Annotated in this window: 27 protein-coding genes and 1 tRNA gene; 10 read left to right on the top strand and 18 right to left on the bottom strand. The window is 63.9% G+C overall.

Annotated features, from left to right (window positions below; translation table 11 throughout):
* Nucleotides 1-62 precede the first annotated feature (62 nt).
* From bhcC to bhcA, 3 genes are all read right to left on the bottom strand, one after another.
* Complete coding sequence (gene bhcC / locus ACQY4V_RS18490; RefSeq protein ID WP_428514225.1) at nt 63-1,226, bottom strand: 3-hydroxy-D-aspartate aldolase BhcC; 1,164 nt, start codon at nt 1,224-1,226, stop codon at nt 63-65.
* Between the two features lie 111 nt (nt 1,227-1,337).
* Entirely contained in the window at nt 1,338-2,306 is a 969-nt protein-coding gene (bhcB, locus tag ACQY4V_RS18485) for a beta-hydroxyaspartate dehydratase BhcB (RefSeq protein WP_428514223.1), read from the bottom strand.
* Nucleotides 2,306-3,496 (bottom strand): L-aspartate--glyoxylate aminotransferase BhcA, encoded by a 1,191-nt coding sequence (gene bhcA, locus ACQY4V_RS18480; RefSeq protein WP_428514221.1) that lies wholly within the window; start codon nt 3,494-3,496, stop codon nt 2,306-2,308. Before bhcA ends, bhcB begins: the two co-directional genes overlap by 1 nt.
* Nucleotides 3,497-3,662: 166 nt before the next feature.
* Here bhcA and bhcR point away from each other — a divergent pair, with 166 nt between their 5' ends.
* Both bhcR and ACQY4V_RS18470 read left to right on the top strand, forming a co-directional pair.
* A complete protein-coding gene (gene bhcR, locus ACQY4V_RS18475; protein ID WP_428514219.1) occupies nt 3,663-4,505 on the top strand; it encodes an HTH-type transcriptional regulator BhcR in 843 nt (280 codons plus the stop codon).
* A gap of 57 nt (nt 4,506-4,562) precedes the next feature.
* Nucleotides 4,563-6,746, top strand: a complete 2,184-nt coding sequence (locus tag ACQY4V_RS18470; RefSeq protein ID WP_428514217.1) for a dehydrogenase E1 component subunit alpha/beta — start codon at nt 4,563-4,565, stop codon at nt 6,744-6,746.
* Nucleotides 6,747-6,931: 185 nt separating this feature from the next.
* On the opposite strand, the gene ACQY4V_RS18465 is transcribed toward ACQY4V_RS18470, so the two are convergent.
* The 6 genes from ACQY4V_RS18465 to msrB form a co-directional block, all read right to left on the bottom strand.
* Entirely contained in the window at nt 6,932-8,329 is a 1,398-nt protein-coding gene (locus ACQY4V_RS18465; protein WP_428514215.1) for a TRAP transporter large permease, read from the bottom strand.
* On the bottom strand, nt 8,329-8,958 hold the full coding sequence (locus ACQY4V_RS18460) for a TRAP transporter small permease subunit (protein WP_428514213.1): 630 nt from the start codon (nt 8,956-8,958) through the stop codon (nt 8,329-8,331). The genes ACQY4V_RS18465 and ACQY4V_RS18460 overlap by 1 nt, the downstream gene beginning before the upstream one ends.
* A gap of 3 nt (nt 8,959-8,961) precedes the next feature.
* Nucleotides 8,962-9,222 carry a hypothetical protein gene (locus tag ACQY4V_RS18455; RefSeq protein WP_152490846.1) on the bottom strand — a complete coding sequence of 87 codons (261 nt, stop codon included), beginning with the start codon at nt 9,220-9,222 and terminating at the stop codon, nt 8,962-8,964.
* Between the two features lie 58 nt (nt 9,223-9,280).
* Entirely contained in the window at nt 9,281-10,297 is a 1,017-nt protein-coding gene (locus ACQY4V_RS18450) for a C4-dicarboxylate TRAP transporter substrate-binding protein (RefSeq protein ID WP_428514211.1), read from the bottom strand.
* Between the two features lie 149 nt (nt 10,298-10,446).
* Nucleotides 10,447-10,956 carry a peptide-methionine (S)-S-oxide reductase MsrA gene (gene msrA, locus ACQY4V_RS18445; protein ID WP_428514209.1) on the bottom strand — a complete coding sequence of 170 codons (510 nt, stop codon included), beginning with the start codon at nt 10,954-10,956 and terminating at the stop codon, nt 10,447-10,449.
* On the bottom strand, nt 10,956-11,399 hold the full coding sequence (gene msrB / locus ACQY4V_RS18440) for a peptide-methionine (R)-S-oxide reductase MsrB (protein WP_152490843.1): 444 nt from the start codon (nt 11,397-11,399) through the stop codon (nt 10,956-10,958). Before msrB ends, msrA begins: the two co-directional genes overlap by 1 nt.
* A gap of 411 nt (nt 11,400-11,810) precedes the next feature.
* On the opposite strand from msrB, the gene ACQY4V_RS18435 reads away from it, so the two are divergent.
* Nucleotides 11,811-12,212, top strand: coding sequence for a response regulator (locus ACQY4V_RS18435; RefSeq protein ID WP_428514207.1), 402 nt, complete (start codon nt 11,811-11,813; stop codon nt 12,210-12,212).
* Nucleotides 12,213-12,218: 6 nt separating this feature from the next.
* Here ACQY4V_RS18435 and ACQY4V_RS18430 read toward each other — a convergent pair whose 3' ends face one another.
* From ACQY4V_RS18430 to ACQY4V_RS18410, 5 genes are all read right to left on the bottom strand, one after another.
* Nucleotides 12,219-12,563, bottom strand: a complete 345-nt coding sequence (locus ACQY4V_RS18430) for a hypothetical protein (RefSeq protein ID WP_428514205.1) — start codon at nt 12,561-12,563, stop codon at nt 12,219-12,221.
* A gap of 22 nt (nt 12,564-12,585) precedes the next feature.
* Nucleotides 12,586-16,947: a chemotaxis protein CheB gene (locus tag ACQY4V_RS18425; RefSeq protein ID WP_428514203.1), complete on the bottom strand. Its 4,362-nt coding sequence runs from the start codon at nt 16,945-16,947 to the stop codon at nt 12,586-12,588.
* A gap of 167 nt (nt 16,948-17,114) precedes the next feature.
* Nucleotides 17,115-17,579, bottom strand: a complete 465-nt coding sequence (locus tag ACQY4V_RS18420) for a DUF4112 domain-containing protein (RefSeq protein ID WP_428514201.1) — start codon at nt 17,577-17,579, stop codon at nt 17,115-17,117.
* Nucleotides 17,580-17,705: 126 nt separating this feature from the next.
* Nucleotides 17,706-17,781 (bottom strand) — tRNA-Ala (locus tag ACQY4V_RS18415).
* Nucleotides 17,782-17,876: 95 nt separating this feature from the next.
* Nucleotides 17,877-18,203: a TIGR02300 family protein gene (locus ACQY4V_RS18410; protein WP_428514199.1), complete on the bottom strand. Its 327-nt coding sequence runs from the start codon at nt 18,201-18,203 to the stop codon at nt 17,877-17,879.
* A 114-nt stretch (nt 18,204-18,317) separates the two neighbouring features.
* Here ACQY4V_RS18410 and ACQY4V_RS18405 point away from each other — a divergent pair, with 114 nt between their 5' ends.
* From ACQY4V_RS18405 to ACQY4V_RS18390, 4 genes are read left to right on the top strand one after another with little or no spacing between them, the layout of a single operon-like run.
* Nucleotides 18,318-19,007: a M48 family metallopeptidase gene (locus ACQY4V_RS18405; RefSeq protein ID WP_428514197.1), complete on the top strand. Its 690-nt coding sequence runs from the start codon at nt 18,318-18,320 to the stop codon at nt 19,005-19,007.
* A gap of 45 nt (nt 19,008-19,052) precedes the next feature.
* Nucleotides 19,053-19,730 (top strand): GntR family transcriptional regulator, encoded by a 678-nt coding sequence (locus ACQY4V_RS18400; protein ID WP_222451552.1) that lies wholly within the window; start codon nt 19,053-19,055, stop codon nt 19,728-19,730.
* Nucleotides 19,731-19,773: 43 nt separating this feature from the next.
* Entirely contained in the window at nt 19,774-20,493 is a 720-nt protein-coding gene (gene ubiG, locus ACQY4V_RS18395; RefSeq protein WP_428514194.1) for a bifunctional 2-polyprenyl-6-hydroxyphenol methylase/3-demethylubiquinol 3-O-methyltransferase UbiG, read from the top strand.
* A complete protein-coding gene (locus ACQY4V_RS18390) occupies nt 20,490-20,888 on the top strand; it encodes a DUF4149 domain-containing protein (protein WP_428514192.1) in 399 nt (132 codons plus the stop codon). Before ubiG ends, ACQY4V_RS18390 begins: the two co-directional genes overlap by 4 nt.
* Here the strand turns inward: ACQY4V_RS18390 and ACQY4V_RS18385 are convergent.
* Complete coding sequence (locus tag ACQY4V_RS18385) at nt 20,885-21,847, bottom strand: acetyl-CoA carboxylase carboxyltransferase subunit alpha (RefSeq protein ID WP_428514190.1); 963 nt, start codon at nt 21,845-21,847, stop codon at nt 20,885-20,887. The genes ACQY4V_RS18390 and ACQY4V_RS18385 overlap by 4 nt on opposite strands.
* Before the next feature lie 109 nt (nt 21,848-21,956).
* On the opposite strand from ACQY4V_RS18385, the gene ACQY4V_RS18380 reads away from it, so the two are divergent.
* Nucleotides 21,957-22,514: a helix-turn-helix domain-containing protein gene (locus ACQY4V_RS18380; RefSeq protein ID WP_428514188.1), complete on the top strand. Its 558-nt coding sequence runs from the start codon at nt 21,957-21,959 to the stop codon at nt 22,512-22,514.
* The gene (locus tag ACQY4V_RS18375) at nt 22,511-23,038 is read left to right on the top strand and encodes a GNAT family N-acetyltransferase (RefSeq protein ID WP_428514186.1); all 528 of its coding nucleotides are present in this window, start codon (nt 22,511-22,513) and stop codon (nt 23,036-23,038) included. Before ACQY4V_RS18380 ends, ACQY4V_RS18375 begins: the two co-directional genes overlap by 4 nt.
* On the opposite strand, the gene ACQY4V_RS18370 is transcribed toward ACQY4V_RS18375, so the two are convergent.
* Together ACQY4V_RS18370 and ACQY4V_RS18365 are read right to left on the bottom strand one after the other, a co-directional pair.
* Complete coding sequence (locus ACQY4V_RS18370; protein ID WP_428514184.1) at nt 23,035-23,658, bottom strand: hypothetical protein; 624 nt, start codon at nt 23,656-23,658, stop codon at nt 23,035-23,037. The two genes, ACQY4V_RS18375 and ACQY4V_RS18370, sit on opposite strands and share 4 nt — an antisense overlap.
* 24 nt (nt 23,659-23,682) lie before the next feature.
* Nucleotides 23,683-24,303 carry a LysE family translocator gene (locus ACQY4V_RS18365; RefSeq protein WP_428514182.1) on the bottom strand — a complete coding sequence of 207 codons (621 nt, stop codon included), beginning with the start codon at nt 24,301-24,303 and terminating at the stop codon, nt 23,683-23,685.
* 81 nt (nt 24,304-24,384) lie between these two features.
* Here ACQY4V_RS18365 and ACQY4V_RS18360 point away from each other — a divergent pair, with 81 nt between their 5' ends.
* On the top strand, nt 24,385-24,828 hold the full coding sequence (locus tag ACQY4V_RS18360; RefSeq protein ID WP_428514180.1) for an Lrp/AsnC family transcriptional regulator: 444 nt from the start codon (nt 24,385-24,387) through the stop codon (nt 24,826-24,828).
* On the opposite strand, the gene ACQY4V_RS18355 is transcribed toward ACQY4V_RS18360, so the two are convergent.
* Nucleotides 24,825-25,985: a cation:proton antiporter gene (locus ACQY4V_RS18355; protein WP_428514178.1), complete on the bottom strand. Its 1,161-nt coding sequence runs from the start codon at nt 25,983-25,985 to the stop codon at nt 24,825-24,827. The genes ACQY4V_RS18360 and ACQY4V_RS18355 overlap by 4 nt on opposite strands.
* Nucleotides 25,986-26,043: the final 58 nt, after the last annotated feature.

The raw sequence follows: 26,043 nt of genomic DNA, 5'->3' as shown, positions 1-26,043 counted from the left end.
GGCCTTTCAAAAAAGCGGGGTCAGCGCGCAGCCAACCCCGACAGTCTCAGGAAGATTTGGGTTTAGTAGGCGTGGCCGCGGGCCGAAACCGGCCAGACGGTCTCCACCTTGCCATTGCGCACACCCACGTACCAATCATGCACGTTGGCGGTCGGGTCGCAGTGGCCCGGCACCAGCTTCAGCTTGTCGTTGACCTTCAGCGCGCCGCCGGGGTCCTTCACCACGCCGTGCTCGTCCGAACACTTGATGTATTCCACGTCGTCCCGGCCAAAGATCACCGGCAGGCCACTATCGACCGACTGCGCCTTCAGGCCGGCATCGACAATCGCCTTGTCCGCCTTGGCGTGGGACATGACCGAGGTGAGGATGAAGAACGCGTTCTCCCACTCGCTCTGGTCGATCCGCTTGCCGTCCTTGTCCAGGATGCGGCCGTAATCGGCGTCCATGAACGCGTAAGATCCGCATTGCAGCTCGTTATACACGCCCGAATTCGACTCGAAGTAATACGACCCGGTGCCACCACCGCCGACGATGTCACATTCCAGCCCTTCGGCCTTCAGCGTGTCGACCGCGTCCTTCACCATCGCCACGGCGATGTCGATCTTTTCTTTGCGGTCGTTGTAATCGTCCATGTGTTGCATCGCGCCCTGATAGGCCTGGATGCCGGTGAACTTCAGCCCCGGGGCCGCGTCGATCGCCTTGGCGATCTCCACCACTTCGGGCGTCGTCGTCACACCGCAGCGCCCCGCGCCACAGTCGATCTCCACAAGGCACTCGATCTCGGTGCCATGCTTCTGCGCCGCCGCCGACAGGTCGTCAACGTTGGCCAGGTCATCCACGCAACAGATCGTCCGCGCGCCCAGCTTCGGCAGCTTGGCCAGCCGCTCGATCTTGGCCGGGTCGCGCACCTGGTTCGACACCAGCACGTCCTTGATGCCGCCACGGGCGAACACCTCGGCCTCGGATACCTTCTGGCAGCAGACGCCACACGCGCCGCCCAGCTTTTCCTGCAATTTCTGCACGTCCACGGATTTGTGCATCTTGCCGTGGGTGCGGTGGCGCATGCCGTGTTCCTTGGCATAGTCGCCCATCTTCTTGATGTTGCGCTCCAGCGCGTCGAGGTCCAGCACCAGGCAGGGCGTCTGGATCTCGGATTCGTCCATGCCCGGCTTGGCCGGAATATCGAAGCCCACTTCGAAATCATCGAGATTGCTCATGTCTTTCATCGGATCTCTCCCTATCCATGAATGTCTTTGTCACGCAGGGCCACGCCGCCCTGCCGGCTCATATCGTCTACATAAGTTTCCTATCGGAAACCGCAACCGGGTGCAAAGGGATCACGTCATCCACGGCAGCTTGTCGAGGTCCACGTTCCCGCCGGTCACGATCACACCTACGCGCTTGCCCTGGAAGGCAGCGGGGTTCTTCAGGATCACCGCCAAAGGCACGGCACAGCTGGGTTCCATGACGATCCGCAGGTACTTCCACGTGATCTTCATCGCGTCGACGATCTCGTCCTCGCTCGCGGTGTACATCTCGCTCACGTGGTTCGACACGAAATGCCAGGTCAGGTCCTTCAGCGGCACTTTCAGCCCGTCCGCGATGGTATCCGGCGCGTCATCGGCGATGATATGCCCCGCCTTGAAGCTGCGATAGGCGTCGTCCGCCTGCTCCGGCTCGGCCGCGATGATCTTCACCTCGGGCGCCAGGGTTGACAGGGTCAGGCAGGTGCCCGAAACCATGCCGCCACCCCCGATGGGCGCGACCATCATCTCGAGGCCATCGACCTGCTCCATAAATTCCTTGGAACACGTCCCCTGCCCAGCGATCACGCGCGGGTCATTGTAGGGATGCACGAACTCGCCGCCGGTCTTTTCCTGCACCTCGGCGAACACCGCCTCGCGGCTCGACGTGGACGGTTCACACTCCGTGATCGTCCCGCCATAGCGCCGCACGGCGTCCTTCTTGGCTTGCGGCGCGGTGCGCGGCATCACCACGTTGCACGGGATGCCCCGCCGCCCCGCCGCATAGCTCAGGCACAGCGCGTGGTTGCCGGACGAATGCGTCGCCACACCCTTCTCCGCCTGCTTGTCGCTCAGGCCGAACACGGCGTTCGACCCGCCACGGACCTTGAACGCCCCCGGCTCCTGGAAATTCTCGCACTTGAAGAACAGCTCCGCCCCGGTCAGCTCGTTCAGATAGTCAGACCGCAGCACCGGCGTCCGGTTGATATGCGGCTTGATCCGCTCGTGCGCGTCCAGCATGTCCTGGTATGTGGGGATATACATCTCCGCTCCGTCTTTCATTACGCGGCATCCTTCTTTGCCAGGGCCGGGCGCTTGCGCCACACGTCCTGTGCCGCGGCCACGCCCGAACCGAGTTCTATGTCGAGGCCCAGGTCGACCATGCACATCTCGGCCACGCCAAGACCCGAGATCATCATCGCGTCGGTCAGGCTGCCAAGGTGGCCGATCCGGAACACCTTGCCGGCTACCTCGCCCAGCCCCACGCCGAACGCCATGCCATAGGCATCGGCGGCATGAGTCACGATGTCGGTCGCGTTGAACCCATCGGGCGTACAGATAGCACTTACCGTGTCCGAGTAAACCTCGGGCGACGTCGCGCAGAGCGGCAGGCCCCACGCCTGCGCCGCCGCCCTGACACCGTCGGCGATCCGGGTGTGACGGGCGAAAACCGCCTCCAGCCCCTCGTCCAGCAGCATGTCGCAGGACACTTTCAACCCGTTCATCAACCCGGCGGCGGGCGTGTAGGGATAGGCGCTGTTTGCATAGCCCTTCAGCATGTCATGCACGTCAAAGAACGTCCGGTGCAGTTTGGCGCTCTTCGTCGCCTCCATCGCCTTTTCGCTGAATCCCACGATGGCCAGCCCCACAGGCAACATGAACCCTTTTTGCGAGCCGGTCACGGCCACGTCCACGCCCCACTCGTCCATCCGGAAATCCATCGACCCGATCGAGCTGACGCCGTCGACGAACAGCATCGCGGGGTGGCCGGCGGCATCCATCGCGGTGCGGATCGCGCCGATATCCGACTTCACGCCGGTCGCCGTCTCGTTATGCGTGGCCAGCACCGCCTTGATCTCGCGGCCCTTGTCGGCCTCCAGGATCTCGCCATAGCGCGCGGCGGAAATGCCCTCGCCCCAAGGCGTCTCGTCAATGATCAGGTCCAGCCCGTGCCGTTCGCACATGTCGATCCAGCGGTGGCTGAACATCCCGTTGCGCGCCACCAGCACCTTGTCGCCCGGCGACAGCGTGTTGGTGATCGCCGTTTCCCAGCCGCCCGTGCCGGTCGACGGAAAGATGAACACTTCCGCATTCTTCGACTTCAGGACCTTTTGAACGCCCGCCCGCGCGGGATGCAGGATGTCCCCGAACAGCGCCGAGCGGTGGTCGATCGTCGGCATGTCGCACGCCTTGCGCAGGCTCTCGGGAATGTTGGTCGGGCCGGGAATGAACACCGGATTCTGAAAACTCATGGATCTCTCCTCCAAAACTCACCCCTTGTGTACAGACGTCATGCCCGCTTGAAAATTTTTTTGAAATCATTTTTCATTTTTCGACATTCTGATTTTATTTATACTTGTCAGATGCTTATATTTTTCATAACGTGAATTAATATTTCAAAAATGTTTGAGGCACCTCATGGCCACCCCGAATCCCTCCCCCAAACGCGCCCGCGGCCGCCCCCGCGGCTGGGACGACAAGACCGACCAGAACACCATCAAGTCCCTCGACCGCGCCATGGAGGTGCTCGATTACGTCAGCCAGCACCAGGGCAAGGCGCTGTCCGAGCTTGCCACCGAGATGGACCAGTCCCCCGCCACCCTCTACCGCGTGCTCGTCACGCTGGAGACGCGCGGCCTTGTGGAATTCGACCCCGAGGAACAGGCCTGGCATATCGGCCCGCAGGCCTTCATCATCGGTGCCCGCTTCCTGCGCCGCACCACGCTCGTCGAACGCGCCCGCCCCGTGCTGCGCCGCCTGATGGAAGTGACCGGCGAAACCGCCAACCTCGGAGTCGAGAAATCCGGCCAGGTCCTCTTCGTCAGCCAAGTCGAAACCCACGCCAGCATTCGCGCCTTCTTCCCCCCCGGCACGCTCTCGCAGATGCACGCCTCGGGCATCGGCAAGGCGCTGATGGCCGAAATGGACGACGCCCGCCTCGCCCGCCTGCTCGACAGCCAGCCCCTGACCGCCTTCACCGAACACTCCATCACCGACGTAGACACCCTGCGCACCGAACTCGCCCGCACCCGATCGCGCGGCTATTCCATCGACGGCGAAGAAAAGAATATCGGAATGCGCTGCATCGCCGCCCCGGTCTTCGATTTCAACAACGAGCCTGTGGCCGGCATTTCCGTCTCCGGCCCCACCAGCCGTGTCGGCACCGGCGATATCGACCGCCTCAGCGCCGCCGTGATGCAGGCCGCGACCGACCTGACCACGGCCATCGGCGGCGTCACCCGCCACGATCCCGGCACCTGACTCTTCCCTTTCCGCAGCGGCTTGGCTACGCCTTCCTTCAGAAGAAGGAGTCAGCCCATGGACCGCGCCCAGATCGTGCACGAAAACTTCCTGTCCCGCACCGGCGCAGGTGACTTGCCTCCGGGCCGCGACGCTTCCGGCCCGTTGGACGCCGACACCGCCCGCCTGATATTCCGCGCCCAATGCCTGTCCCGCGCGCTCGACGGCCAGGCCCGCGTCATGCAGAAGGCAGGCCAGGGCTACTACACCATCGGCTCTTCGGGCCACGAAGGCATGGCCGCCGTCGCCGCCGCCCTGCGACCCACCGACATGGCCTTCCTGCACTACCGCGACGCGGCCTTCCAGATCGCCCGCGCCCTCCAAACCGGGCACGAGGACATAGCCACGGACATGGCCCTCTCCTTCGCTTGCTCCACCGAGGATCCCATCTCCGGCGGCCGCCACAAGGTGCTTGGGTCAAAGGCGCTCAACATCCCGCCCCAGACCTCCACCATCGCCAGCCACCTGCCCAAGGCCGTCGGCACCGCCTATTCCCTCGGCCTCGCCCGCCGCCACGCGCCGGAACACGAACAGCTCGCGCGCGACAGCATCGTCATGGCCAGTTTCGGCGACGCCTCCGCCAACCACGCCAGCGCCCAGGCCGCCTTCAACACCGCCGCCTGGACCGCCTACCAGAACGTCCCCCTGCCGCTGCTTTTCGTCTGCGAAGACAACGGCATCGGCATCTCGGTCAAGACCCCCAGGGGCTGGATCGCCGCCAATTTCGCCCACCGCCCGGGCCTGACCTACATGGCCTGCGACGGGCTCGACATCTACGACACCTTTGCCACGGCCCAGCGCGCCGCCCACCACGCCCGCACCCACCGCCAGCCGGTCTTCCTTCACATCCGCACCGTCCGGCTCTATGGTCATGCCGGCGCCGACGTGCCCACCACCTACCTGCCCAAATCCGAGGTCGAGGCCGACGAGGCCAACGACCCCCTCCTGCATTCCGTCCGCCTGCTGGACAAGTCCGGCATCCTGACCCCGCAGGACGCCCGCACCCTCTACACCGACACCTGCGCCGAGGTGGAAAAGACCTGCGACCGCGCCGCCACCCGCCCCCGCCTGCAAACCGCGCAGGATGTCATGGCCTCTCTCATCCCGCCCAAGCGCACATGCGCCCCCACCAACGGCCCCACGCCCGAGGCCCGCACAGCAGCCTTCGGCCCCGACCTCAAGGCGATGGACGAGCCGCAGATCCTGTCGCGCCACATCAACTGGGCGCTCACCGACCTCATGCTCACCCACCCCGAAATCACGCTGATGGGTGAGGATGTGGGCCGCAAGGGCGGTGTCTACGGTGTCACGCAAAAGCTGCAAAACCGCTTCGGCCCCGCCCGCGTGATCGACAGCCTGCTGGACGAGACCTCGATTCTCGGCATCGGCATCGGCATGGCCCATAACGGCTTTTTGCCCATCCCCGAAATCCAGTTCCTCGCCTACCTCCACAACGCCGAGGATCAGCTACGCGGCGAGGCCGCCACCCTGCCTTTCTTCTCGAACGGCCAATACACCAACCCCATGGTCCTTCGCATCGCGGGGCTGGGCTATCAGAAAGGTTTCGGCGGGCATTTCCACAACGACAACTCCGTCGCCATCCTGCGCGACATTCCCGGCCTGATCCTCGCCTGCCCCTCCACCGGCGCCGACGCTGCGATGATGCTTCGCGAATGCGTGCGCCTGGCACGCGAAGAACAGCGCGTCGTTGTCTTCCTGGAACCCATCGCGCTCTACCCCATGCGCGACCTCACGGAGCCGGACGACAACGCCTGGCTCACCACCTACCCCGACCCGTCCGAGACCATCCCCCTTGGCCAGGTCGGCCAGCATGGCGACGGCACCGATCTGGCCATCGTCACCTTCGGCAACGGCCACCACCTCTCGCGCCAGGCGCAAGCCAAACTGGACGCCGACGGCATCAAGACCCGGGTCATCGACCTCCGCTGGCTCTCACCGCTCCCCGGCCCCGCCCTCCTCGACGCCGTGAAGGGGTGCAAACGCATCCTGATCGTGGACGAAACCCGCCACTCCGGCGGCGTGGCCGAGGCGCTGATGGCCTTCTTCACCGAGCACACGGACATTCCCCACAGCCGCCTCACCGCCACCGACAGCTTCATCGCCACCGGCCCGGCCTACGCCGCCACGATGCCTTCGGCGGAGTCTATCCTCGCCACCGCGCGCAGCCTCTGCCGCGGCTAGACCACCCCGGCTTTTTCTTGCAAAAAATACTCAAGATCCCCACGTGAGCCACGTGGCGCAACGCCCGATCCGTTAACACCGGAGGCCCGCAGAAATCGCACCGTCGGAATACCACTCGAATACCGACGCGATACCGACGCGGGTTTTTCCGGCCAAACCCCTGATTAACCAAGTGATTCGCAGGCCTACGCCAGCCCCGGCAACCACAGCACGATGATCGGAAACGCCACCAGCAGCCCGATCGTCACCGCGTCCGCGATGAAGAACGGCATCACCCCCTTGAACACGTCCTGCACGCTCAGGTCCGGCCGCACGCCCGCCACCACGAAACAATTGAGGCCGATGGGCGGCGTGATCAGACAGAACTCCGCCATCTTGACCACCAGTATCCCGAACCAGATCGCGCACATCTCGCCCGACATGCCGAAGGCGCTGTCCTCGACGCTGACGAACTCGCCCCCGTTCAGTGCCATGACCGCCGGATAGACCACCGGCAGCGTCAGCAGCAGCATACCGATCGCGTCCATGAACATGCCCAGCACGGCATAGGCCAGCAGGATGCAGATCAGGATCAGCATCGGCGACACGGTCAACGAGGTGATCCAGTCGGCAAATGCCGACGGCAACTCGGCAAACCCCAGGAATCGCACGTAAATCAGCACGCCCCAGATGATGGTGAAGATCATCACCGTCAGCTTCGCGGTCTCGATCAGTGCCGATTTCAGCTCGCCCAGCCGCATCCCGCGCCAGAGCGCCATCAGGAACACGATGAACGCCCCCACCGCGCCGCCTTCGGTGGGTGTGCCCCAGGCATCGCCAAAGGGGTTGTAGACGAAGAAGATGATGATCACGACCACCGCCACGATGGGCAGGGCGGCGGGCAAAGAGGCGAATTTCTCGCGCCAGGTGAACCCGCCCACCGGCGGCCCCACGGACTTGAAGATCAGAGCGATCCCGATGATCAACGCCGCATAGACCAGCGCCGAGAACGCGCCGGGGATGAACCCCGCAAGCAGCAGTTTGCCCACGTCCTGCTCCACGATGATGGCATAGATCACCAGGATGGCCGAGGGTGGAATCAGGCTCGCCAGCGTCCCCCCGGCGGCCACGACGCCGGCAGCGAACTGTTTGTTATACCCAATTTTAAGCATTTCGGGGATAGCTATACGGGCAAACACCGCCGCCGTGGCCACCGACGCGCCCGACACCGCCGCGAAACCGGCGGTGGCGAAAACCGTCGACACGGCCAGTCCCCCCGGCACCCAGGCGATCCATCGCTTGGCGGCCTCGAACAGGGCGCGTGTCAGGCCAGCGTAATAGGCCAGGTACCCGATCAGGATGAAGGTCGGGATCAGGGAAAGTGCGTTCGCCGACACCTTGGAATGCGGCACCTGCCCCGCGGTCTTGACCGCCACGGTCAGCGCCCACCAGAAATCCTCGCCGCCGAAATCCTTTTTCGACCAGAAGATGACGATCAGTCCGACAAAGCCCGCAAGCCCCGCCGCGAAGGCGACGCGCATCCCGATGACCACCATCACCAGCATGAATCCGGTGGTCCACAGCCCGATGGTGATCGGATCCATCAGTCGCGCCCTTCCAGTTGTTCGGCCTCAAGCGCGGCCTGCTCGGCCACCGACATCGTCAGCGGCACCGCCACGGGCCGCTCGAGGCCAAGCGCAAAGGCACGCGCATATCCCACCGCCTGCAGGATCAGGCGCAACACCAGCACGCCGAAGGCGACCGGGACGACCAGTTTCGCAGGCCATACCGGCAGGCCGATGTCGATCGTGCTGTCGCGCGAACACAAGGGCCGCGCACAATCGAAGGACCGGTCGAAATGCGCCCAAGCCCCCCAGACCAGCGCGATCATCAGAACCAGCGCCAGCAGAACCGTGATGAACTCCAGCAGCCAAAGCAGGCGACCATGCAGGTTCCCGATCAGGATATCCATGCGAATATGCCCGCCCTCGCGCTGCACGTAAGAGATGCCCATGATCGCGATCAGCGGCATCAACACCTCGATGTAATCCACGTATCCCGCCAGCGGCGCCTCGAAGAACTTGCGCCCCGACACCGAGTAAGCCGCGAGAAACATGAGCGAAAATGCAGCAATCCCGCTCAACAGCGCCATGAACCGCTCCACCGGCAGCAGCGCGCGGTCCAGCCGGCTCAGCAGGCTGCTGTCGCTCAGGACGGTCGAAGCCCCCGCCATCCCCTACTCTGTCCGTTCCACGGCGATGCTCAGGGTGGTGCCCAGCCCCTTGCCGCCAAAGCTGGTGGTCACCGTCTTCTTCAGCACGATGCAGGGCCAGTTCTTGCCGTCGACCCACAGGTTCCACGACTGCCCGACATCCGGGATCGGCGGCGCATAGGCGGTGGCCGGGATGCGATATTCCTCGGAATGGATCTTCTGACCGTCCGGGTCAGTGACCTTCAGAAGAATGATCAGCGGCTGTTGGTTCACTTCTACGACCATGCTCGGCACCCTTTATAGAAAAGCCGTCCGGGGTCGGCGCCCGGACGGCCAGCCGCGCTCAGTTCGACGCGCGATGCTCTTCCAGCGTGCTCTGCACGAGGTCATACAGCTCCTGGCCCGGCAGGCCCTGTGCTTCCATTTCCTCGATCCAGGCTTCGCGCGCGGGGTCCGCAGCCTGCGCCTTGAACTCTTCCTTCACGCTGTCGTCGATCATCACCTTCTCGACGCCCTTTTCCTCCAGAACGCTGTCCCAGCGCTTCAGAAGTTCGGCATAATTGGCCAGGTAATGATCCAGCGCCTCGGGCACAGAGCTGTCCAGCGCCTCGCGGTGTTCGTCGCTCAGCCCTTCATAGGCGTCGATGTTCACCACCACCGGGCAGTTCACCGTGCCGGGGTTCAGGTTGGCTGTCCACCAGTCCGCCTGGTTGATCGTGCCAAAGCTCAGATGCGCGTGCTGGGCAAAGGAAACAGTGTCGACGACGCCCGACTCCATCGCCTGGTAGGCTTCGGTCGCGGTCACCGAGGTGGGCACCGCACCCACCGCCTTGAACGCCTCGCCAAGGCCGCCGGTGGCGCGCACCCGCATGCCTTCGAAATCGGCCAGTTCGTCGCGCGGCTCGCCCGTGCCGACAAGGTTGTATTGCGGCATCGGCGAGGTCATCAGCAGCTTGGCATTCCACTGCGCCATCTCCTCGGCGGCGGCCGGGTGGTTGTACACGGCAGTGGACACGGCGACCTCTTCATCGAGGTTGGTGACACCCAGGAACGGCAGCTCCAGAACGGTGATCACGCGGTTCTTGTCCGGGTGATAGCCGGCGCAGAACTGCGCCATCTCGAACGCGCCGATGGAAATCCCGTCAAGGTTCTCGCGGTTCTTCGACAGGCCACCATAGCTGACGTTCATGGTGAACTCGCCATTGGTCTTTTCCGCGACCAGCTCGGCCAGCTTCTCGACATGCTCGGTGAAGGCACGGCGCTTGCCCCAGACGGACACGTTCCATTCGACGGCCAAGGCTTCTCCGGCAAACGCAAAGGACAGCGCGGCGGTGACGCCGGCTCCGATCATCTTGTTCATTGGTTCTCTCTCCCTGTTTGTGGCAAGAATACTAAGTGTCTCGACCCACGACGCAACAGGGTATTTTTGGGTAGATTTGTAGCAAATCAAAAGAGCCGCCCCGCATGGGACGGCCCTGAATGGCAGTTCGTCGGAGTGTCGGCGCCGCCCTATTCCGCCGCGTCGCGCCGCGGCAGCACCCAGTCGAGGCGCGGGAAATGGCAGGTGTATCCGGCCGGAAACCGCACAAGGTAATCCTGGTGTTCGGCCTCGGCCTCCCAGAAATCGCCCACGGGCTCGACCTCGGTCACGACCTTGCCGGGCCACAGGCCCGAGGCGTTCACATCCGCAATCGTGTCCTCGGCCACGGCCTTCTGCGCGTCGTTCACATAGTAGATCGCCGAACGATAGCTCATGCCCACGTCGTTGCCCTGCCGGTTCAGCGTGGTCGGGTCGTGGATTTGGAAGAAGAATTCCAGGATCTGCCGATAGCTGATCTGGTCAGGGTCGAACCAGATCTCGATGCCCTCGGCATGGGTGCCGTGGTTGCGGTAGGTGGCGTTGGGCACGTCGCCCCCGGTATAGCCGACACGGGTCTTGCCCACGCCGGGCATCTTGCGGATCAGCTCCTGCATGCCCCAAAAGCACCCGCCGGCCAGCACTGCGCGTTCCTCAGCCATTACACGTCCTCCACTTGATCCAGGTAGTCACCATAGCCTTCGGCCTCCATCTCGTCACGCGGGATGAACCGCAACGAGGCCGAGTTGATGCAGTATCGCAGGCCGCCGCGGTCCTGCGGCCCGTCGGGAAAGACGTGGCCGAGGTGGCTGTCGCCATGTGCGCTGCGCACTTCGGTACGAACCATGCCAAGCGAGGCGTCTCGCAGCTCGGTCACATGCGCCGGCTCGATCGGCTTGGTGAAACTGGGCCAGCCGCAGCCGCTCTCGAACTTGTCGGACGAGGCGAACAGCGGCTCGCCAGAGACGATGTCGACGTAGATGCCCGCCGCCTTGTTGTCGTTGTATTCGCCGGTGAAGGGCCGCTCGGTGCCGTTCTCCTGCGTCACGCGGTACTGCTCCGGCGTCAGCCGTGCCACGGCGTCTTCTGTTTTCTGGTAGGTCATGGATACCCCCGTTTTTGCGTTCTCCAGAAAAATGGCCTGTGTCGCCCGCTTTGCAAGCCCCGGACGCGGGACCGTGATTGAACCGAAACAAACATCTCCGCGACCCATGGGCATGATTGCGAAAGGATCAGGCCATGCACACCCCGACATGCGACAGCTTCAGACCGGCCCACGTCCAAAAGACCCGTGACCAATCCGGTGGCGCACCAACCCACACCCAGTTTCTGCCTCCAGACCGCGCGACTCAAATTCTGTTGCAGCAGTTTCTGTAGGACCCGCACAATGCCCAATTTCGCGGCAGGACCCACGCGGCCATGGCGATGCTCCGCGCACGACGTGCTTTGCGCGTTGTTCCCGGACCCTTCTACTGATATGTTACACATCGCGCGCAGAGAAAATTTGAGGAATGTGATGACACTGTCTTCGGTCTTAGTCGTCGAGGACGACCCGGTGATCTGTGTCGGGCTGGAGGTCGCTCTGAGTGACGCTGGCTGCCAGTCGCTGAAAAGCGCGTGCAGCTACGAAGACGCGCTTGCCGCCATCAACGCGCGTTCCTTCGATTATTGCATTCTCGACCTGGATCTCGGCAATTCCTTCAAAGGTCCGTTTCCCAACGAGCCGGAAGGCAGGCGCCTGCTTGCGATACTCCAGTCACGGGGCGTTTCCACCGTCGTTTACAGCGGCATCCTCGATGAGCAGCGGCGTATCCGGGATCTTGACCCGTCGGTGATCACGATCGACAAGACCGAGCCTGCACAGACGGTGATCGAGGCGCTTGGTCGTTTCAAACGCTCGAACGGCGTTCTCGCCTGACCGGTTTCAGTTCCGCACGGCGCCCAGGAACTTCTCCAGATCCGCTTCGGTGTAAGGCTTTTCGATCACCAGAACCTCGTGCAGGTCGGATGGCAGATGCTGGCGCCCATGGGCCGTTAGGAACGCGAAATCCACACCGTCCCGAAACAGCCGCCGCGCAAAGCCGGAACTGGTGCGGTCCTTGCCAAGGTTGTAGTCGACGAACGCTGCATCCGGCAGGGACGCATCGCACGACCGCATGGCCAGGTCTTCCTCGCTGAAGGGGCCGACCACTTCGTGCCCCATGATTTCCAGGACCTCTGCGAGGTCAATCTGCAAAAGGGGATCGTCTTCAAGTACGAGAACCTTCATCGCGGTTCCTCCTGGCGCGATCTCACGCCAAATTGGCTAGCGATATCCTGACACGAATGCCGGTATCGGGATAGTCCATTGTTACGGCAGCCCCCTGGGCTGCAAGAATTCGGGTCAGCAACGTGGTGCCGAAACCCGTTGAGGACGGGGGTTTAACGCCGGAAAGGCCCGTTTCGATCCATTCTATCTCCAGACCGTCATCGGTTTTCCAGTTGATATCGAGCTGGCCGTCATCCTGCGACAGGGCGCCGTACTTGCTCGAATTCGTGGTCAACTCGTGAAATGCCAGCGCCAGCGTCTGCACCAGGCGCGGCGGCAATTGCACATAGGGGCCGTGCATGACGATCGAATCGTTGCGATTGGCGCGATACGGGTCGATCTCCGTCTCGACCAGTTGTTCCAGCGGCATCCCCTGCCAGTTGGCATCGGCCAGTTGCCTGTGCGCCGCAGCCATCGCCCGGATCCGTGCCTGAAGCGCGTCGCGATAGTCCTCCAGCGTGTTCGAGGACCGCCCGGTCATCCGCGTGATCGTCGAAACCGTCGCAAGGATGTTCTTCACCCGATGGTCCAGTTCCGCCGAAATGACCCGCAGCCGATCCGCCTCGGCCTTGCGTTCGGTGATGTCGAGGTTCAGGCCGACCCAGGATGTAATCCGGCCATCGGAATCGCGAATCGGCCGGCCCAGCGCCAGGGTGTGATACAGCTTGCCATCCGCCCCGATGATACGGACTTCCCGCTCCCACGGCTCGCCGCTTGCCAGGGTCTTGCGCCACAACTCTTCGATCTCGTCGCGGAGCGCGGGATCAATGCAGTCGATCAGCCCGTCCGACCGCGCTTGTTCCATCGTTTTCCCGACAAGCTTCAGAAAGGCCGGGCTGACATAGGTCAGCTGGCCCTCGGGATCGTTGATCCAGACTCCAAATGGGATGGATTCGCCAAGCGTGCGGTACTGGTCGAACCGCTCCGCTAGATCGCGCTCCAGGCGCTTGCGTTCAGAGACGTCCAGCGCGGCGGAATAGAACCCAGTCACGTTGCCTTCGGTATCGCGGCGTGGCGCATAACTGACCAGGACATCGCGTTTTTCCGAGTCGGCTCCGGGGCCGATCCTGACCTCGAACGTCTGGTCCTTGCCTTGCAGCGCTGCGGCGATATGCGGGGCGATCGCCTCGTAGGCCTCGGGATTTACCAGGTCGGAAATCCGTTGCCCCTCGATCTCCTCCGTTGAGGCCCCCCAGAATTCGTAGCCGCTGTTGACGAACTCATACCGCTGGTCTGCGTCAATCACGGCAAACAGGATCGGCAGGCTGTCAGCCATGTTGCGCAGCTGCCATCGTTCTTCATCGATGCGCTTCAACGCACGCCCCCGCGAGATCACGAGCCATAACACATTGGCCGTGGCCTGCAGGTAGTTGATGTCATCCGTGTCGAAACGGCTCCGGGACGGATTGTCTTCGTGCACGCCCAGAACGCCCCAGGGTGCATCCGTGGGGCCGATGATCACGCTGACGCCGCACAGGATGTGATGATCCTTCAGCAGGCGGGGCGCAGAAAAACGCCGTTCCTCGCGGAAATCATTGACCACGACCGGGCCGCGCTGCTGCAGCGTATACCCCGCCTGGCTTTCGATCCCCGACCCCACCTTGGATGACCCAACGGTCGCATGGGTCCAGCCGACGCCAGAGCGCAGGGTCAGGTTCAGACCGTCCGGGTCAAGCTCCAGCACCTTCGTGAACCTTACGCCCATATGCTCCGACAAATCGCGCACCGCCATGTCGAAGATGGCCTGAAGCTCCCCCCCTGCCAGCGCCGCACGGCCCAGCTCGGCCACGGCCTGCTGCTGGGCCTCGCGCCGGCGTGCGGCCGCGCGCGCATTCTGCAGGTTCGTGACATCCGTATAGGTGATCACGACACCCTGTATCTGGTTCTCCGAGGTGCGGTAGGGGCGCATGCGGCGGATCCTGTGGTGCCCGTCGTCCGTGCTGATCTCCGCCTCTATCTCGGTCAGCTTCTCCAGGCAGGTCTGCGCATCTTCGATCAGCTTGCTGTCATGCACCCGCATCGCGATATCTTCCGCCGGACGCCCGATATCGCCGTCGATGATGCGCATCACGTCCTTCATCGCCGGGGTGAAGCGGCGGATCAGCAGATTGGTATCCAGGAAGATCACCCCGATATCGATCGAGGTCAGCAGGTTGTTCAGGTCGTTGTTGGTCTGCTCAAGTTCCTCGATCTTGTCCTCGAGTTGACTGTTGACCGTCGACAACTCCTCGTTCAGCGACTGCAGTTCCTCGCGGGAGGTCTCCAGTTCCTCGTTGGTGGACTGAAGCTCCTCGTTCATGCTCATGACCTCTTCGTTCGAGGCCTTCAGCTCTTCGTTAGAGGTTTCCATCTCCTCGATGGTCGATTGCAGATCCTCGCGGGTCGACTGCAATTCGTATTCCAGCGCCGCCACCGCATCGCGTTCTTCGGGATCGGCCTCTTCGCGCGCCTTCTCGCGCGCAGCTTGGTCTTCGGTCGTATCGCGCGGTTCCGACGCGTCATGGAAGTGGATCAGGTAGGCAGGATCCCGGTCCAGCGCGTCGACCCGTTCCCCGTTGATCCGCACGTTCAACTCTCGATCGCCACGCGGCACCCTGAGCGCCTCGGCCTCTGCGTCGGCCTGGCCCGATTGCAGAGCGTGTATCACGAAGCGCAGCTTGCTGCGCATTTCCGGCAAGATCATTTCCGTCAGGAGGCTGGTCGGCTCGCCGGGCGGAAAATCCAGGTATTCACGCACCGGCCCATGGAAATACAGTACCTCGAGCCGCATGTTGACCACGACAGACGCCGGCACGAAACGGTCCATCAACCTGCGCTGCGCAAGGTCCGAAACCGTCGCATAGGAGGTTTCCTTTGCCGCGGGCCTCGATTGCTGGCGCTTGCCGCCCGTGCCAATGGCAAATTTTCCGGGCCGCACGCGCGCGCTGACCGTCTTGCGATAGATCCGGTTGGCCTTGTCTATCGGCACGAACAGCCGGCCGGGACGTTCGGCATTCTCGGAATTGCCAAGCAGCAGGTGCCCCTCGTCGCCAAGTGCGAAATGAAACATCTCGATCATGCGCTGTTGCACATCCGATTCCAGGTAGATCATCAGGTTGCGGCACGTGATGATGTCCAGGCGCGAGAACGGCGGGTCGGAGATCACGTTCTGCGTGGCGAAAACGACAGTTTCGCGCAGGCGCTTGTTGACCATGAACCAATCGTCTTCCTCGACGACAAAGCTCTGCCGTATCCGTTCCGGGATATCCGGCAGCGCGGCCAGCGGATAGCGCCCGGCGCGGGCAACTTCGATGGCCCGCGCGTTCAGGTCGGTTGCAAAGATCTGTACCGGATGCGCCGCGCGCCGGCGGTCCATGCGGGCAAACAGGGTCGCCGCCAAGGTATAGGCTTCTTCCCCGCTGGCGCAGCCCGGCACCCACGCGCGTATCACGTCGTCCTTTTTCTTGCGGTCCAGCATCGGTTCGATCACCCGGTCGGCCAACGCGTCCCAGACTTCAGGCTCTCGGAAAAAGCGCGTCACACCGATCAGCAGATCACGGAACAGGTGATGAACCTCTTCGCTGTTGTCGCGCATGTGCGCAACGTAATCGGACAGCGTTTCGAACTGCCCCAGCCCCATGCGGCGCTGGATACGCCGTTCGACCGTGCCTTTCTTGTAGCACCGAAAATCGAAATCGGTCTGCGTGCGCAAGAGGTGCAGCACCTCGTTGAATCCATCCGGAGCGGCCTTGGCCAGCCCCGCCACCTCTTCCCGCGGCTCGCGCAGATAGGGATGCTTGATGAACTGCGCCAGCCGGTCGGGCATCTCCGCGACCGGAAGAAGGAAATCGACCAACCCGGTATTGGCTGCGCTGCGCGGCATTCCGTCGTGCTCGGCTTCTTCGGGGTCCTGCACCATCACCATGCCGCCCGCGGCCTTGATCTCGCGCAGGCCCAGCGTGCCGTCGCTGCCGGTGCCCGAAAGAACGATACCGATCGACTTTTCGCCCCGCACCTCGGCCAGCGTCCGAAAGAAGTAGTCGATCGCCATCCTCATGCCGCGCTTCTCGACCGGTTCGTCGAGGATCAGGCCTTGATCCAGAAGCCGTATGAACTTCCCGGGCGGAATCACATAAACGGTGTTCGGCGCCAAGCGCATCTCGTTCTCGGCCTGCACGACTGTCATTTTGGTCTGCCGTGCCAGCAGGTCTGCCATCATGCTGGGATGATTGGGATCGAGATGCTGGATCAGGATAAAGGCCGCGCCGGTGTCGTCCGGCATGGAGCGCAGCAGGTTCTTGTACGCCTCCAGCCCGCCCGCAGACGCGCCGATGCCCACGATTGGAAAATCCTTCTTGGCTGGCATCCGTTCTCCTGACAGCAGCACCGCACCTTTGCCGTAACCTTGCACCCCGCTCAATATATGTAGCCGGATCGCGCTCGAGTCACCCCCGCATCGTTCTGTCCATTCCGCGCATCCAGGCGAACAGCCCGAACCCGCAGCGCCGTGGCCCCCACCCGGTCAAAATGCCGTCAAGCGTGGACGGTGTTCTTCGACTCGCCGTGATGAACCAGATCGCGCTCGGCCAGGTCGCGCCGCAACAAGGCGACGTTCCGGCGGTGAGACTTGAAGAAAACGTCGAATGCGTCGCCAATCAGGGGAATGCCGCCCAGTACGGCGTCGATACCGGTATTGAGCGTCATCCGAGCCAGAGCGCGCTTGCGAGCACCAAGACGATGACCTTCGACGATCGTCCAGGCTCCCGGCCCGACAGTCACGAGGTCACCGATGCCGGGCACAAGCCCGAGGATCGAATCCCACCCCACCGGGATACCGACGAGCGGCAGCCGGAACTTCGTGTCGAGCGTGTTCGCCATTCGCTCCAGCCGGGCGAGGCGTCGCTCACGATCCGCATGCATCTCGCCGGACGGCTGACGCGATTGCGGACGCGACCTTGCCGCTCCCCTGTCACCATCCAGATCGGACCCTTGAGGCATCGTACCATTCCTTTCGTCGCCACACTCGTCGCGGCGGGCCAATATCACCTGATCAACTTGCGGAAGACCGCAGTTGTTCCAGCGCTTACCAGCGACACTCGAGACAGTACGTTTCAGGAAGGATTTTGGTGGAGCCTAGCGGGATCGAACCGCTGACCTCCTGCATGCCATGCAGGCGCTCTCCCAGCTGAGCTAAGGCCCCGAACCGATGGTCCGTCGCCGGACCGTCATTTGCCGCCTTCTAGGTAAAGCGGCAGGCGGGATCAAGTGGAAAATCCCGCCCTATCGCAACTTGGTTCAGCTCTCGTCGTCTTCCGACGCAACGTCCGCGATCTCGTCCAGCGAGACGTTGTCGTCATCGTCGTCGTCTTCCAGAACATCATCGCCCAGGTCGACATCGACATCGTCGTCATCATCCTCGATGACCTCGTCGTCGACCTCGTTACCCTTCATCTTCTTTGTCTCGGCGTCTTCCGCATCCGCGGTGATCGTTCGGCTCTTGCCGGAATGCATCTCGACGACCTCGCCCGTGTACGGGCTGACGATCGGATCTTTGTTCAGGTCGTAAAACCGTTTGCCCGTCGTCGGGCATACGCGCTTCACACCCCATTCTTCCTTGGGCATCCTTATCCCCTTCGGTGTCTGTGGACTTGCAGGCATTCGACGTCCCCTGCCATAAGACGTATCAGGTGTCAAAGGCATAAAGTGCGGCGCAGCACTGCAAGAGGTGAGCGGCATATGGGGCATTACGTTCTGCCCGGCAACCCCCCGGTCGATGTGACCCTGCGCCGCTCGGCGCGGGCGCGGCGGATTTCGCTTAGGGTGTCGGGCGTTGACGGGCGCGTGACGCTGACCATGCCTCCTGGCGTGGCCGAGCGCACGGCGCTGGATTTCGCCAACGAAAAGGCCGCGTGGCTGCGCGCGCAACTTTCCCGCCAGCCGGACGTGACCGAGGTGCGAATCGGCTCGGAGCTGCCCATAGAGGGCCGCCTGCGCCATCTCGTACCCGGCTCGGGCCGCCGCATCCAACTGACCGACGACACGCTGATGGTGCCCGCCCCGCCCGAGACCGCGCCCCGACGCGTCCAGGCCTGGCTCAAGGCCCGCGCCCGCGACCAGCTTGCCGCCGCCTCGGATCATCACGCAAAGGCGGTCGGCCGCTCATATGCCCGCCTCACCCTGCGTGACACCCGTTCGCGCTGGGGGTCCTGCACCCATGATGCCGGGCTCATGTATTCCTGGCGACTGATCCTCGCCCCGCGCGAGGTCCTCGATTACGTCGCCGCCCACGAGGTCGCGCATCTTGTCGAGATGAACCATTCCCGCGCCTTCTGGAATATCGTCGCACGGCTTTGCCCGGGCTATGAGGCCCCGCGCCGCTGGTTGCGGGAAAACGGCGCGGAACTGCATCGCTACCGCTTCGAGTGATGCAACGGGATTGACCGCGGGCCAATCCGTGATCACAAATGCGCCATGAACTTTCCGCCGCGTTCCGAAGCCGGGCTTGTCCCGGCCCCCGGCACCGCCCCGACCGGGTCAGCCCATGACCGCGTCTATCGCGGCTTGCGCAGTCGCATCATGCATGGCGAGCTGCGCCCCGGACAGGCCCTGACCCTGCGCGGCGTCGGTGCCGAATACAACGTTTCGATGACCCCCGCCCGCGAAGCCGTCCGTCGCCTGTCGGCCGAAGGCGCCCTGACAGTCAGCAGCTCTGGCCGCCTTGCCGCGCCCGAGCTTGGCAATGAACGGATCGAGGAACTGGCCGCCCTGCGCGCCCTGATCGAGGTCGAGCTGGCCAGCCGCGCCCTGCCCCGCGCCCACATGGCCCTGATCGACCGCCTGCAATCCATCAACGTTCGGATCACCGACCACATCGCTCACCAGGACGCGGTCGGCTACATACGCTCGAACCTCGAATTCCACCGCACGCTCTACCTGCGCGCCCAGGCCCCCGCGATGCTGGCGATGGCCGAAACCGTCTGGCTGCAACTCGGCCCCACCATGCGGGCGCTCTACGGCAAGCTGCAACACAAGGAACCGCCCCGATATCACCGCCTGATCATCTCGGCGCTCAAGGCCGGGGACGAGCCGGGCCTGCGCCTCGCCGTGCGCTCCGACGTGACACAAGGGTTGAAGATGCTGCTGGCCTGACGACGCCTCTGGATGCTCGCGCCCGCCGGCCTATCTCCGGCCCATGACTGCGAAAACCCGTAACAAGCAAGAGATTTACGACGCCGCCGCCACGGCGTGGTGGTCGGAAGAGTTGCGCTGGGTGCGCACGCTCAAAAACCTCGTGCCCGCCCGCCTGAAATTCTTTGACCGGCATATAGACTGGGCGGGCAAACGCGTGCTCGACCTTGGTTGCGCGGGCGGTTTCATGGCCGAGGCCATGGCGCAGCGCGGCGCGCAGGTCATCGGCATCGACCCCGCGAAAGAGGCCATCGCCACGGCCCGGTCCCATGCCGCGCAATCGGGCCTCGACATCCGCTACGACACCGGCGTGGGCGAGGCGCTGCCCTATGACGATGCGGCCTTCGATGCGGTCGTCTGCGTCGACGTGCTGGAGCATGTCTCGGACCTGGAGCAGGTCCTGCAAGAGGTCGCCCGCGTCCTGAAACCCGGCGGGCTGTTTCTGTTCGACACCATCAACCGCAACATGATCTCGCGTCTGGCCACCATCACAGTGGCCGAGGATATCCTTGGCCTCTTGCCGAAGGGCACCCACGATCCGGCGATGTTCATCAAGCCCGGCGAACTGACGGATGGCTTGCAAGCTGCCGGGCTGACCCCCGGCAAGATGGCCGGTCTCGGCCCCACCGGCCTGAACCGAAGGCTGGACTTCACCTTCGGCGTGCTGCCGTTCAGGCAGGTGATCTATATCGGCACCGCAAAAAAACCGGAGACGGTCACATGACGATCCTCGCCCTGCTTCTGACCGCGCTGCTGTTCGGCGGCATGACGCTCTATTCCTTCGGCTTTGCCGCCTTCGTCCTGCGAGCCCTACCGGAAGAAACGGCGCGCCCGCTGATCCGCCGCGCCTTTCCGCATTTCTACCTGTTCGTGCTGGGCACGTCCGGCCTTGCCGCCCTCTGCGCGGCCTTCAATGACCTGCTGTCCATGGCAATTCTCGTGGTCATAGCGCTCACCACGCTCTACGCGCGCCAGTCCCTGATGCCGCGGATCAACGCCGCGACGGATGCCGGGCACTCCAAGCGGTTCAAATTGCTGCACCTTGCGTCGGTGATGATCACGCTGGCCCATATCGCGGGCGCGACATGGGCGCTCATACGGCTGGGCGTCACCCTTTAGGCGGCCAGCCCCTTCGCCCCCATCTTCAGGAACTTCTCGCGCCGGTCCCGGACCAGTTCTTCGCGCGACAGGTCCTTCAGCCCGCCAAGCATCGAACCGATCGCATCGCCGACCGAGGCCATCGCCCCCGTCGGATCGCGATGCGCCCCGCCCTTGGGCTCGTCGATCACCCGGTCGATCACACCCAGCTTGATCAGGTCCTGCGCGGTCAGGCGCAACGCTTCGGCCGCCTCGCGCATCTTCTCGGAATCCTTCCACAGGATGCTGGCGCAGCCCTCGGGGCTGATGACCGAGTAGACGGAATGCTCCAGCATCGCCACCCGGTTGGCCGACGCAAAGGCGACCGCACCCCCCGATCCGCCTTCGCCGATGATCACGCTGACCAGCGGCACACCGGCCTTAAGGCACATCTCGGTCGCGCGGGCAATCGCCTCGCTCTGACCGCGCTCCTCGGCCCCCTTGCCGGGATAGGCGCCGGGCGTGTCGACCAGCGTGATGACCGGCAGATTGAATCGGTCCGCCATATCCATCAGCCGGATCGCCTTGCGATAGCCCTCGGGCCGCGCCATGCCGAAATTCCGCTCAATCCGGGACTTGGTGTCGTTGCCCTTTTCATGGCCGATCACCACCACGGGCGTATCCCGGAACCGCGCCAGCCCGCCCATCACCGCGTGGTCGTCGGCAAAGTTCCGGTCGCCGGCCAGCGGCGTGTATTCCTCGAACAACGCTTCGATGTAGTCCTTGCAATGGGGCCGGTTCGGGTGCCGCGCCACCTGGCATTTCCGCCACGGCGTCAGGTCCTTGTAAAGGTCGGTCAGCATGGTGGCCGCCTTGCGGTCCAGCGCCCCGGCCTCGTCCTCGACATCCATGCCCTCGGTCGTCCGCGCCATCGCCCGCAGCTCTTCGGCCTTGCCTTCGATTTCCGCGAGGGACTTCTCAAAGTCGAGGTAATTGGTCATGCCCGTGCTCCTGTTTCGCCAACGGGATATATGGAAAGGGCCAGAGGGTTCAACTGACTTCGCAAGTTCCGGCTTGCGTGAATCCCGAAAGTGGAATTTATTCCCATTTATGGAATCATCTCTCGCCGTCCCGCCCCCGCTGGCCAGACACATCCGCGACCTGCGCCAGTCGCGCAACCTCACGCTTGCGGATCTGGCCAAGGCCAGCACCATCAGCCGCGCCAGCCTCTCGCGGATCGAAAATGGCGAGGTCAGCCCTACGGCCGACACCCTTGCCAAGCTCTCGACCGCCCTGCGCCTGCCGATCTCGCAACTGATCTCGCCGCTGGAAAGCCGCTTTCAGGCGCTGGTGCCTCGCGACGCCCAGCCGGTCTATCACGATGCCAGCCACGGCTTTCACCGCCGCAACGTCTCGCCTCCCAGCGTCGATCTGCAAATCGAACTGGTTGAGTCAACGCTCGAACCGCACGCGCATATCTCCTACGACCACCCCAGCGTGCCGGGCCACGAACATCATTTCGTGCTGCTGGGAGGCGCGTTGCAGATCACCGTCGACGGCGAGACCCACAGCCTGTCGCCCGGCGACTGCCTGCGCTACCGCCTTCACGGCGTGTCGGAATTTCGCGCCGGACCGGACGGCGCCCGCTACCTTCTGGCGCTCGCATGACCGCGCTCCACATCACCGCGCTGACCGGCCCCGCGCTGCAGCAAAACCTCGACGGTCTGACCCGCCTGCTGATCGACACCGTGGCCGACGGCGCTGCCGTGAGCTTCCTGCACCCGCTCGCGCCCAAGACGGCCAGCGCCTTCTGGCGCAACGACGTCTTTCCGCATGTGACCGCCAACGCCCGCAGCCTGTTCGCCGCCCACCTTGGCGACAAACTTGCCGGAACGGTCCAGCTGATCACCGCCATGCCGCAGAACCAGCCGCACCGGGCCGAGATCGCCAAGATGATGGTGCATCCCACCGCGCGCCGCCGCGGTCTGGGGCGTGCACTTCTGTCCGCCGCGCTGGACCACGCCCGCACCCTGGGCAAGACCAACATCACCCTCGACACACGCAGCGGCGACGTCTCTCAATCGCTTTACGCGTCCGTGGGGTTCGAGGTGGCGGGCATCATCCCCGACTTCGCCCTCGATCCCGACGGGCGCGCGCTGCATTCCACGACCTACATGTTCAAACGGCTTTAGCCGCCCGCCACGTCCAGAACCGCCCGCAGCGCCAACTCCGGCGAACTCAGCACCGGCACGCCCAGATCCTCCAGCCGCGCCGCCGCCCCCGACATCGAGGCTTGCGCCAGAACCACCGCCGCCACGTCGCCCTGCGCGGCCACGGCCTGCCGCACCTCGCCGGCGATCACGGCGTCAAAGGCGTCCGTCTCGCCCGCCTCGAATAGCGGCCAGTATTGCGGCATCGGCAGGGGATAGACCTTTTGCGGCGTCCCTTGCTCGGCCAAGGCCCGCTCCAGCAGAGCGAGACTGGGCGCATAGGTACTCTCCAGACAGAACGCCATCAACACCGGCCCCTGCGCCCCCGCCGCCGCGCGCATCATCGGCCAGTCCACCCGCATCGCGCCCGCGCTCTCAGCCACCGGCCCAAGCGTCGTGCAGGTACACAGAACCGGCCCCGGAGCACGGGCGATCACGCCTGCAATTTCTTGCTCCAGCGCGGCATCGATCCCGTCCTGCGCCCGCTGCAACCAGCGCGGCCGCACCACGTGCTTGAGTATCATATCCGGCGCGATCCGGTCGCGGATGCGATCGAACCGCTCCCGATGCACGTCGGCGGTATGGAGCAGCGTGATCTTCATGGCCATGTCATCGCAGCATCGTCGTTACCGCGCAAGGCCACCCTGTTCGGCACCGGGCCATAGCACGGGGATCAGCGTCGCCACCAACAGCACAGCCATGAAAATGTTGAACTTGCGCAGAGTTCCCGGGTCCTTCAGAAAGCGCTGAACCTGCTGGCCCAGAACGGTCCAGCTTGTCGTGCTGACAAAAGACACCACGAAGAAGGCCCCGACCACCCAGAGGATTGCCGCCAGATCCCGGCTGGTCGCGTAAAGCGTGATCGCGGACAGGGCCATGGTCCATGCCTTGGGGTTCACCCACTGGAACGCCGCCGATTGGAGGAAGGTCAGAGGCCTGCCCTCGGCCTTCGCCTCCTGCGGCGGGGCGGCATTGGCGATCTTCCATGCAAGGTACAGCAGGTACGCGACACTCAGCACCTTCAGGATCACATAGCTGGGCGGCCACAGGTCGAACAACCGCATAACTCCCAACCCGACCAGGAAGATCATGGCAGGAAAGCCGATCGTGATCCCCAACATATGCGGCACCGTCCGGCGAAATCCGAAATTGGCGCCCGATGCCACCAGCATCAGGTTGTTCGGCCCCGGCGTCATCGCCGAGACAAAGGCAAACGCCAAAAGTACAGTGAGCAGATCAAGTGTCATGACGCAAACTTATGCCGAACACCACGGCATGGAATTGTGTTCTTTTGCGTCTGAGCCATTTATGTGCAATCGATTGCACACATGGACCATATAAACGACAAAATATTGCAAGAGCTTCAGCGCGATGGCCGGATCAGCAATCTCGTTCTCGCCGAGCGAGTCGGCCTGTCCCCCTCCGCCTGCCTCCGCCGGGTGCAGGATCTTGAACGCCGCGGCATCATCACCGGCTTTCGCGCGGTACTCGACCGCTCCAAGCTGGGCGTCGGTTTCGTCGCCTACACCACGATCGGCCTCAACGCCCACACCAAGGCCAGCCAGGTCGCCTTCGAGCGCGCCATGGCCATCGCCCCCGAAGTGGTGGAGTGTCACAACATCACCGGCTCGGTCGAATACCTGCTGCGCATCGAGGTCGCCGATCTGCCCGCCTACAAGGCGTTCCACACCGATGTCATCGGCACCCTGCCGCAGGTCAACGCGATCACCTCTTTCGTGGTCATGGGCTCGCCCAAGGATATGCGCGCCTAATCGTCCTGCCGGGCCACCCGCCGGATCGCCAGCAGCGTCAGCGGCGGACCCACGATCTCGAACACCACCGTGCTGGCGATGGTCAGCGCCATGATCGTGCCCGACCAGTCGGGCAGCGTCTCGCCCGCGACCAGCGCGATGCCCACCGCGACGCCCGCCTGCGGCAACAGCGCAGGGCCGTACCACCGCCGCTCCGCTGCGCTGGCCCCGGCCAGCCAGCCGCCGGCTAAACTGCCCAGAACACGGGCCAGCATTCGCAGGCCAAGGTAAAGCAACCCGGCCCAGCCCAGCGCCATCAGCGCCTCCACCTCCAGCGTCGCCCCCGCCAGCAGGAAGAACAGGATCATGAAAGGCCATTGCACGTGTTCGATCTCGTGGAAGGCCCGTTCGTGGTGGCGCGCAAAGTTCACCACCACCGCCCCCGCCGTCATCCCCGCGATCAGGAACGACACCTCCAGCCACAGTGCCATCCCCGCGGTCAGGAACACGATCCCGATCGCCTCGGCCTGCTGCGGCTCTCCCGGTGTCAGCCGTCCGGTCAACAACGCCGCCGGCACGCCCAGCGCCACGCCCAGGGCGACGCCACCCAGGATGTCATGCGCCGCGCCCGCCAGCATCTCGCCCAGGCCGCTGGATTGCGACACCAGCGACAGGACCAGGCTGAACAGGATCAGGCCCCAGACATCGTCTATGGCGACGATCCCCTTCAATGTCTCGGTGAACCCGCTCTTCACACCCGCCTGCCGGATTACGTCGGTCATCGCCGCAGGGTCGGTCGCCGTGGCAATCGCCCCCAGCACCAGCGCCAGGCGCCAGTCCACTCCGATTGCCGTCAGACCGCCCGCGACCACCAGCGCGGTCCCGCCCGCGATGGCCACCGACAGCACCAGGATCGCCCGCCCGTGCCGCGCCAGCGTCTCGCGAGTCAGCGTCCCTCCCAGCAGGAAGGCCACCATCGTCAACGCCACGATCGACAGGATCTCGAACCATGCGATCAGGTCGCCCGGGATCAGGTCCAGCCCGGCCTGTCCGGCGACCAGCCCCAACAGCAACAGCATCGTCACACGGGGCAGGCGTGTGAACCGGCCCGCCTGGTCCGCCGCCAGTCCGGCCAGGAACAGCACACCCAACGCCATCAGAAGTTCCGCGATTTCCATGGCCTCACCCTGCCCGTTAGCAAGCGCAGGTTTCCTTGATCCGCATCAACTCGCCATA

It is taken from the genome of Roseovarius sp. (assembly GCF_965277045.1).
Classification (GTDB): Bacteria; Pseudomonadota; Alphaproteobacteria; order Rhodobacterales; family Rhodobacteraceae; genus Roseovarius.
Note: the sequence above shows the minus strand (reverse complement) of the source record. Positions and strands in the feature narration are given on the sequence as shown.

Coding starts and splice junctions, on each gene's coding strand:
- bhcC (WP_428514225.1), bottom strand. CDS start 1,226: ATGAAAGACATGAGCAATCTCGATGATTTCGAAGTGGGCTTCGATATT.
- bhcB (WP_428514223.1), bottom strand. CDS start 2,306: ATGAAAGACGGAGCGGAGATGTATATCCCCACATACCAGGACATGCTG.
- bhcA (WP_428514221.1), bottom strand. CDS start 3,496: ATGAGTTTTCAGAATCCGGTGTTCATTCCCGGCCCGACCAACATTCCC.
- bhcR (WP_428514219.1), top strand. CDS start 3,663: ATGGCCACCCCGAATCCCTCCCCCAAACGCGCCCGCGGCCGCCCCCGC.
- ACQY4V_RS18470 (WP_428514217.1), top strand. CDS start 4,563: ATGGACCGCGCCCAGATCGTGCACGAAAACTTCCTGTCCCGCACCGGC.
- ACQY4V_RS18465 (WP_428514215.1), bottom strand. CDS start 8,329: ATGGATCCGATCACCATCGGGCTGTGGACCACCGGATTCATGCTGGTG.
- ACQY4V_RS18460 (WP_428514213.1), bottom strand. CDS start 8,958: ATGGCGGGGGCTTCGACCGTCCTGAGCGACAGCAGCCTGCTGAGCCGG.
- ACQY4V_RS18455 (WP_152490846.1), bottom strand. CDS start 9,222: ATGGTCGTAGAAGTGAACCAACAGCCGCTGATCATTCTTCTGAAGGTC.
- ACQY4V_RS18450 (WP_428514211.1), bottom strand. CDS start 10,297: ATGAACAAGATGATCGGAGCCGGCGTCACCGCCGCGCTGTCCTTTGCG.
- msrA (WP_428514209.1), bottom strand. CDS start 10,956: ATGGCTGAGGAACGCGCAGTGCTGGCCGGCGGGTGCTTTTGGGGCATG.
- msrB (WP_152490843.1), bottom strand. CDS start 11,399: ATGACCTACCAGAAAACAGAAGACGCCGTGGCACGGCTGACGCCGGAG.
- ACQY4V_RS18435 (WP_428514207.1), top strand. CDS start 11,811: ATGACACTGTCTTCGGTCTTAGTCGTCGAGGACGACCCGGTGATCTGT.
- ACQY4V_RS18430 (WP_428514205.1), bottom strand. CDS start 12,563: ATGAAGGTTCTCGTACTTGAAGACGATCCCCTTTTGCAGATTGACCTC.
- ACQY4V_RS18425 (WP_428514203.1), bottom strand. CDS start 16,947: ATGCCAGCCAAGAAGGATTTTCCAATCGTGGGCATCGGCGCGTCTGCG.
- ACQY4V_RS18420 (WP_428514201.1), bottom strand. CDS start 17,579: ATGCCTCAAGGGTCCGATCTGGATGGTGACAGGGGAGCGGCAAGGTCG.
- ACQY4V_RS18410 (WP_428514199.1), bottom strand. CDS start 18,203: ATGCCCAAGGAAGAATGGGGTGTGAAGCGCGTATGCCCGACGACGGGC.
- ACQY4V_RS18405 (WP_428514197.1), top strand. CDS start 18,318: ATGGGGCATTACGTTCTGCCCGGCAACCCCCCGGTCGATGTGACCCTG.
- ACQY4V_RS18400 (WP_222451552.1), top strand. CDS start 19,053: ATGAACTTTCCGCCGCGTTCCGAAGCCGGGCTTGTCCCGGCCCCCGGC.
- ubiG (WP_428514194.1), top strand. CDS start 19,774: ATGACTGCGAAAACCCGTAACAAGCAAGAGATTTACGACGCCGCCGCC.
- ACQY4V_RS18390 (WP_428514192.1), top strand. CDS start 20,490: ATGACGATCCTCGCCCTGCTTCTGACCGCGCTGCTGTTCGGCGGCATG.
- ACQY4V_RS18385 (WP_428514190.1), bottom strand. CDS start 21,847: ATGACCAATTACCTCGACTTTGAGAAGTCCCTCGCGGAAATCGAAGGC.
- ACQY4V_RS18380 (WP_428514188.1), top strand. CDS start 21,957: ATGGAATCATCTCTCGCCGTCCCGCCCCCGCTGGCCAGACACATCCGC.
- ACQY4V_RS18375 (WP_428514186.1), top strand. CDS start 22,511: ATGACCGCGCTCCACATCACCGCGCTGACCGGCCCCGCGCTGCAGCAA.
- ACQY4V_RS18370 (WP_428514184.1), bottom strand. CDS start 23,658: ATGAAGATCACGCTGCTCCATACCGCCGACGTGCATCGGGAGCGGTTC.
- ACQY4V_RS18365 (WP_428514182.1), bottom strand. CDS start 24,303: ATGACACTTGATCTGCTCACTGTACTTTTGGCGTTTGCCTTTGTCTCG.
- ACQY4V_RS18360 (WP_428514180.1), top strand. CDS start 24,385: ATGGACCATATAAACGACAAAATATTGCAAGAGCTTCAGCGCGATGGC.
- ACQY4V_RS18355 (WP_428514178.1), bottom strand. CDS start 25,985: ATGGAAATCGCGGAACTTCTGATGGCGTTGGGTGTGCTGTTCCTGGCC.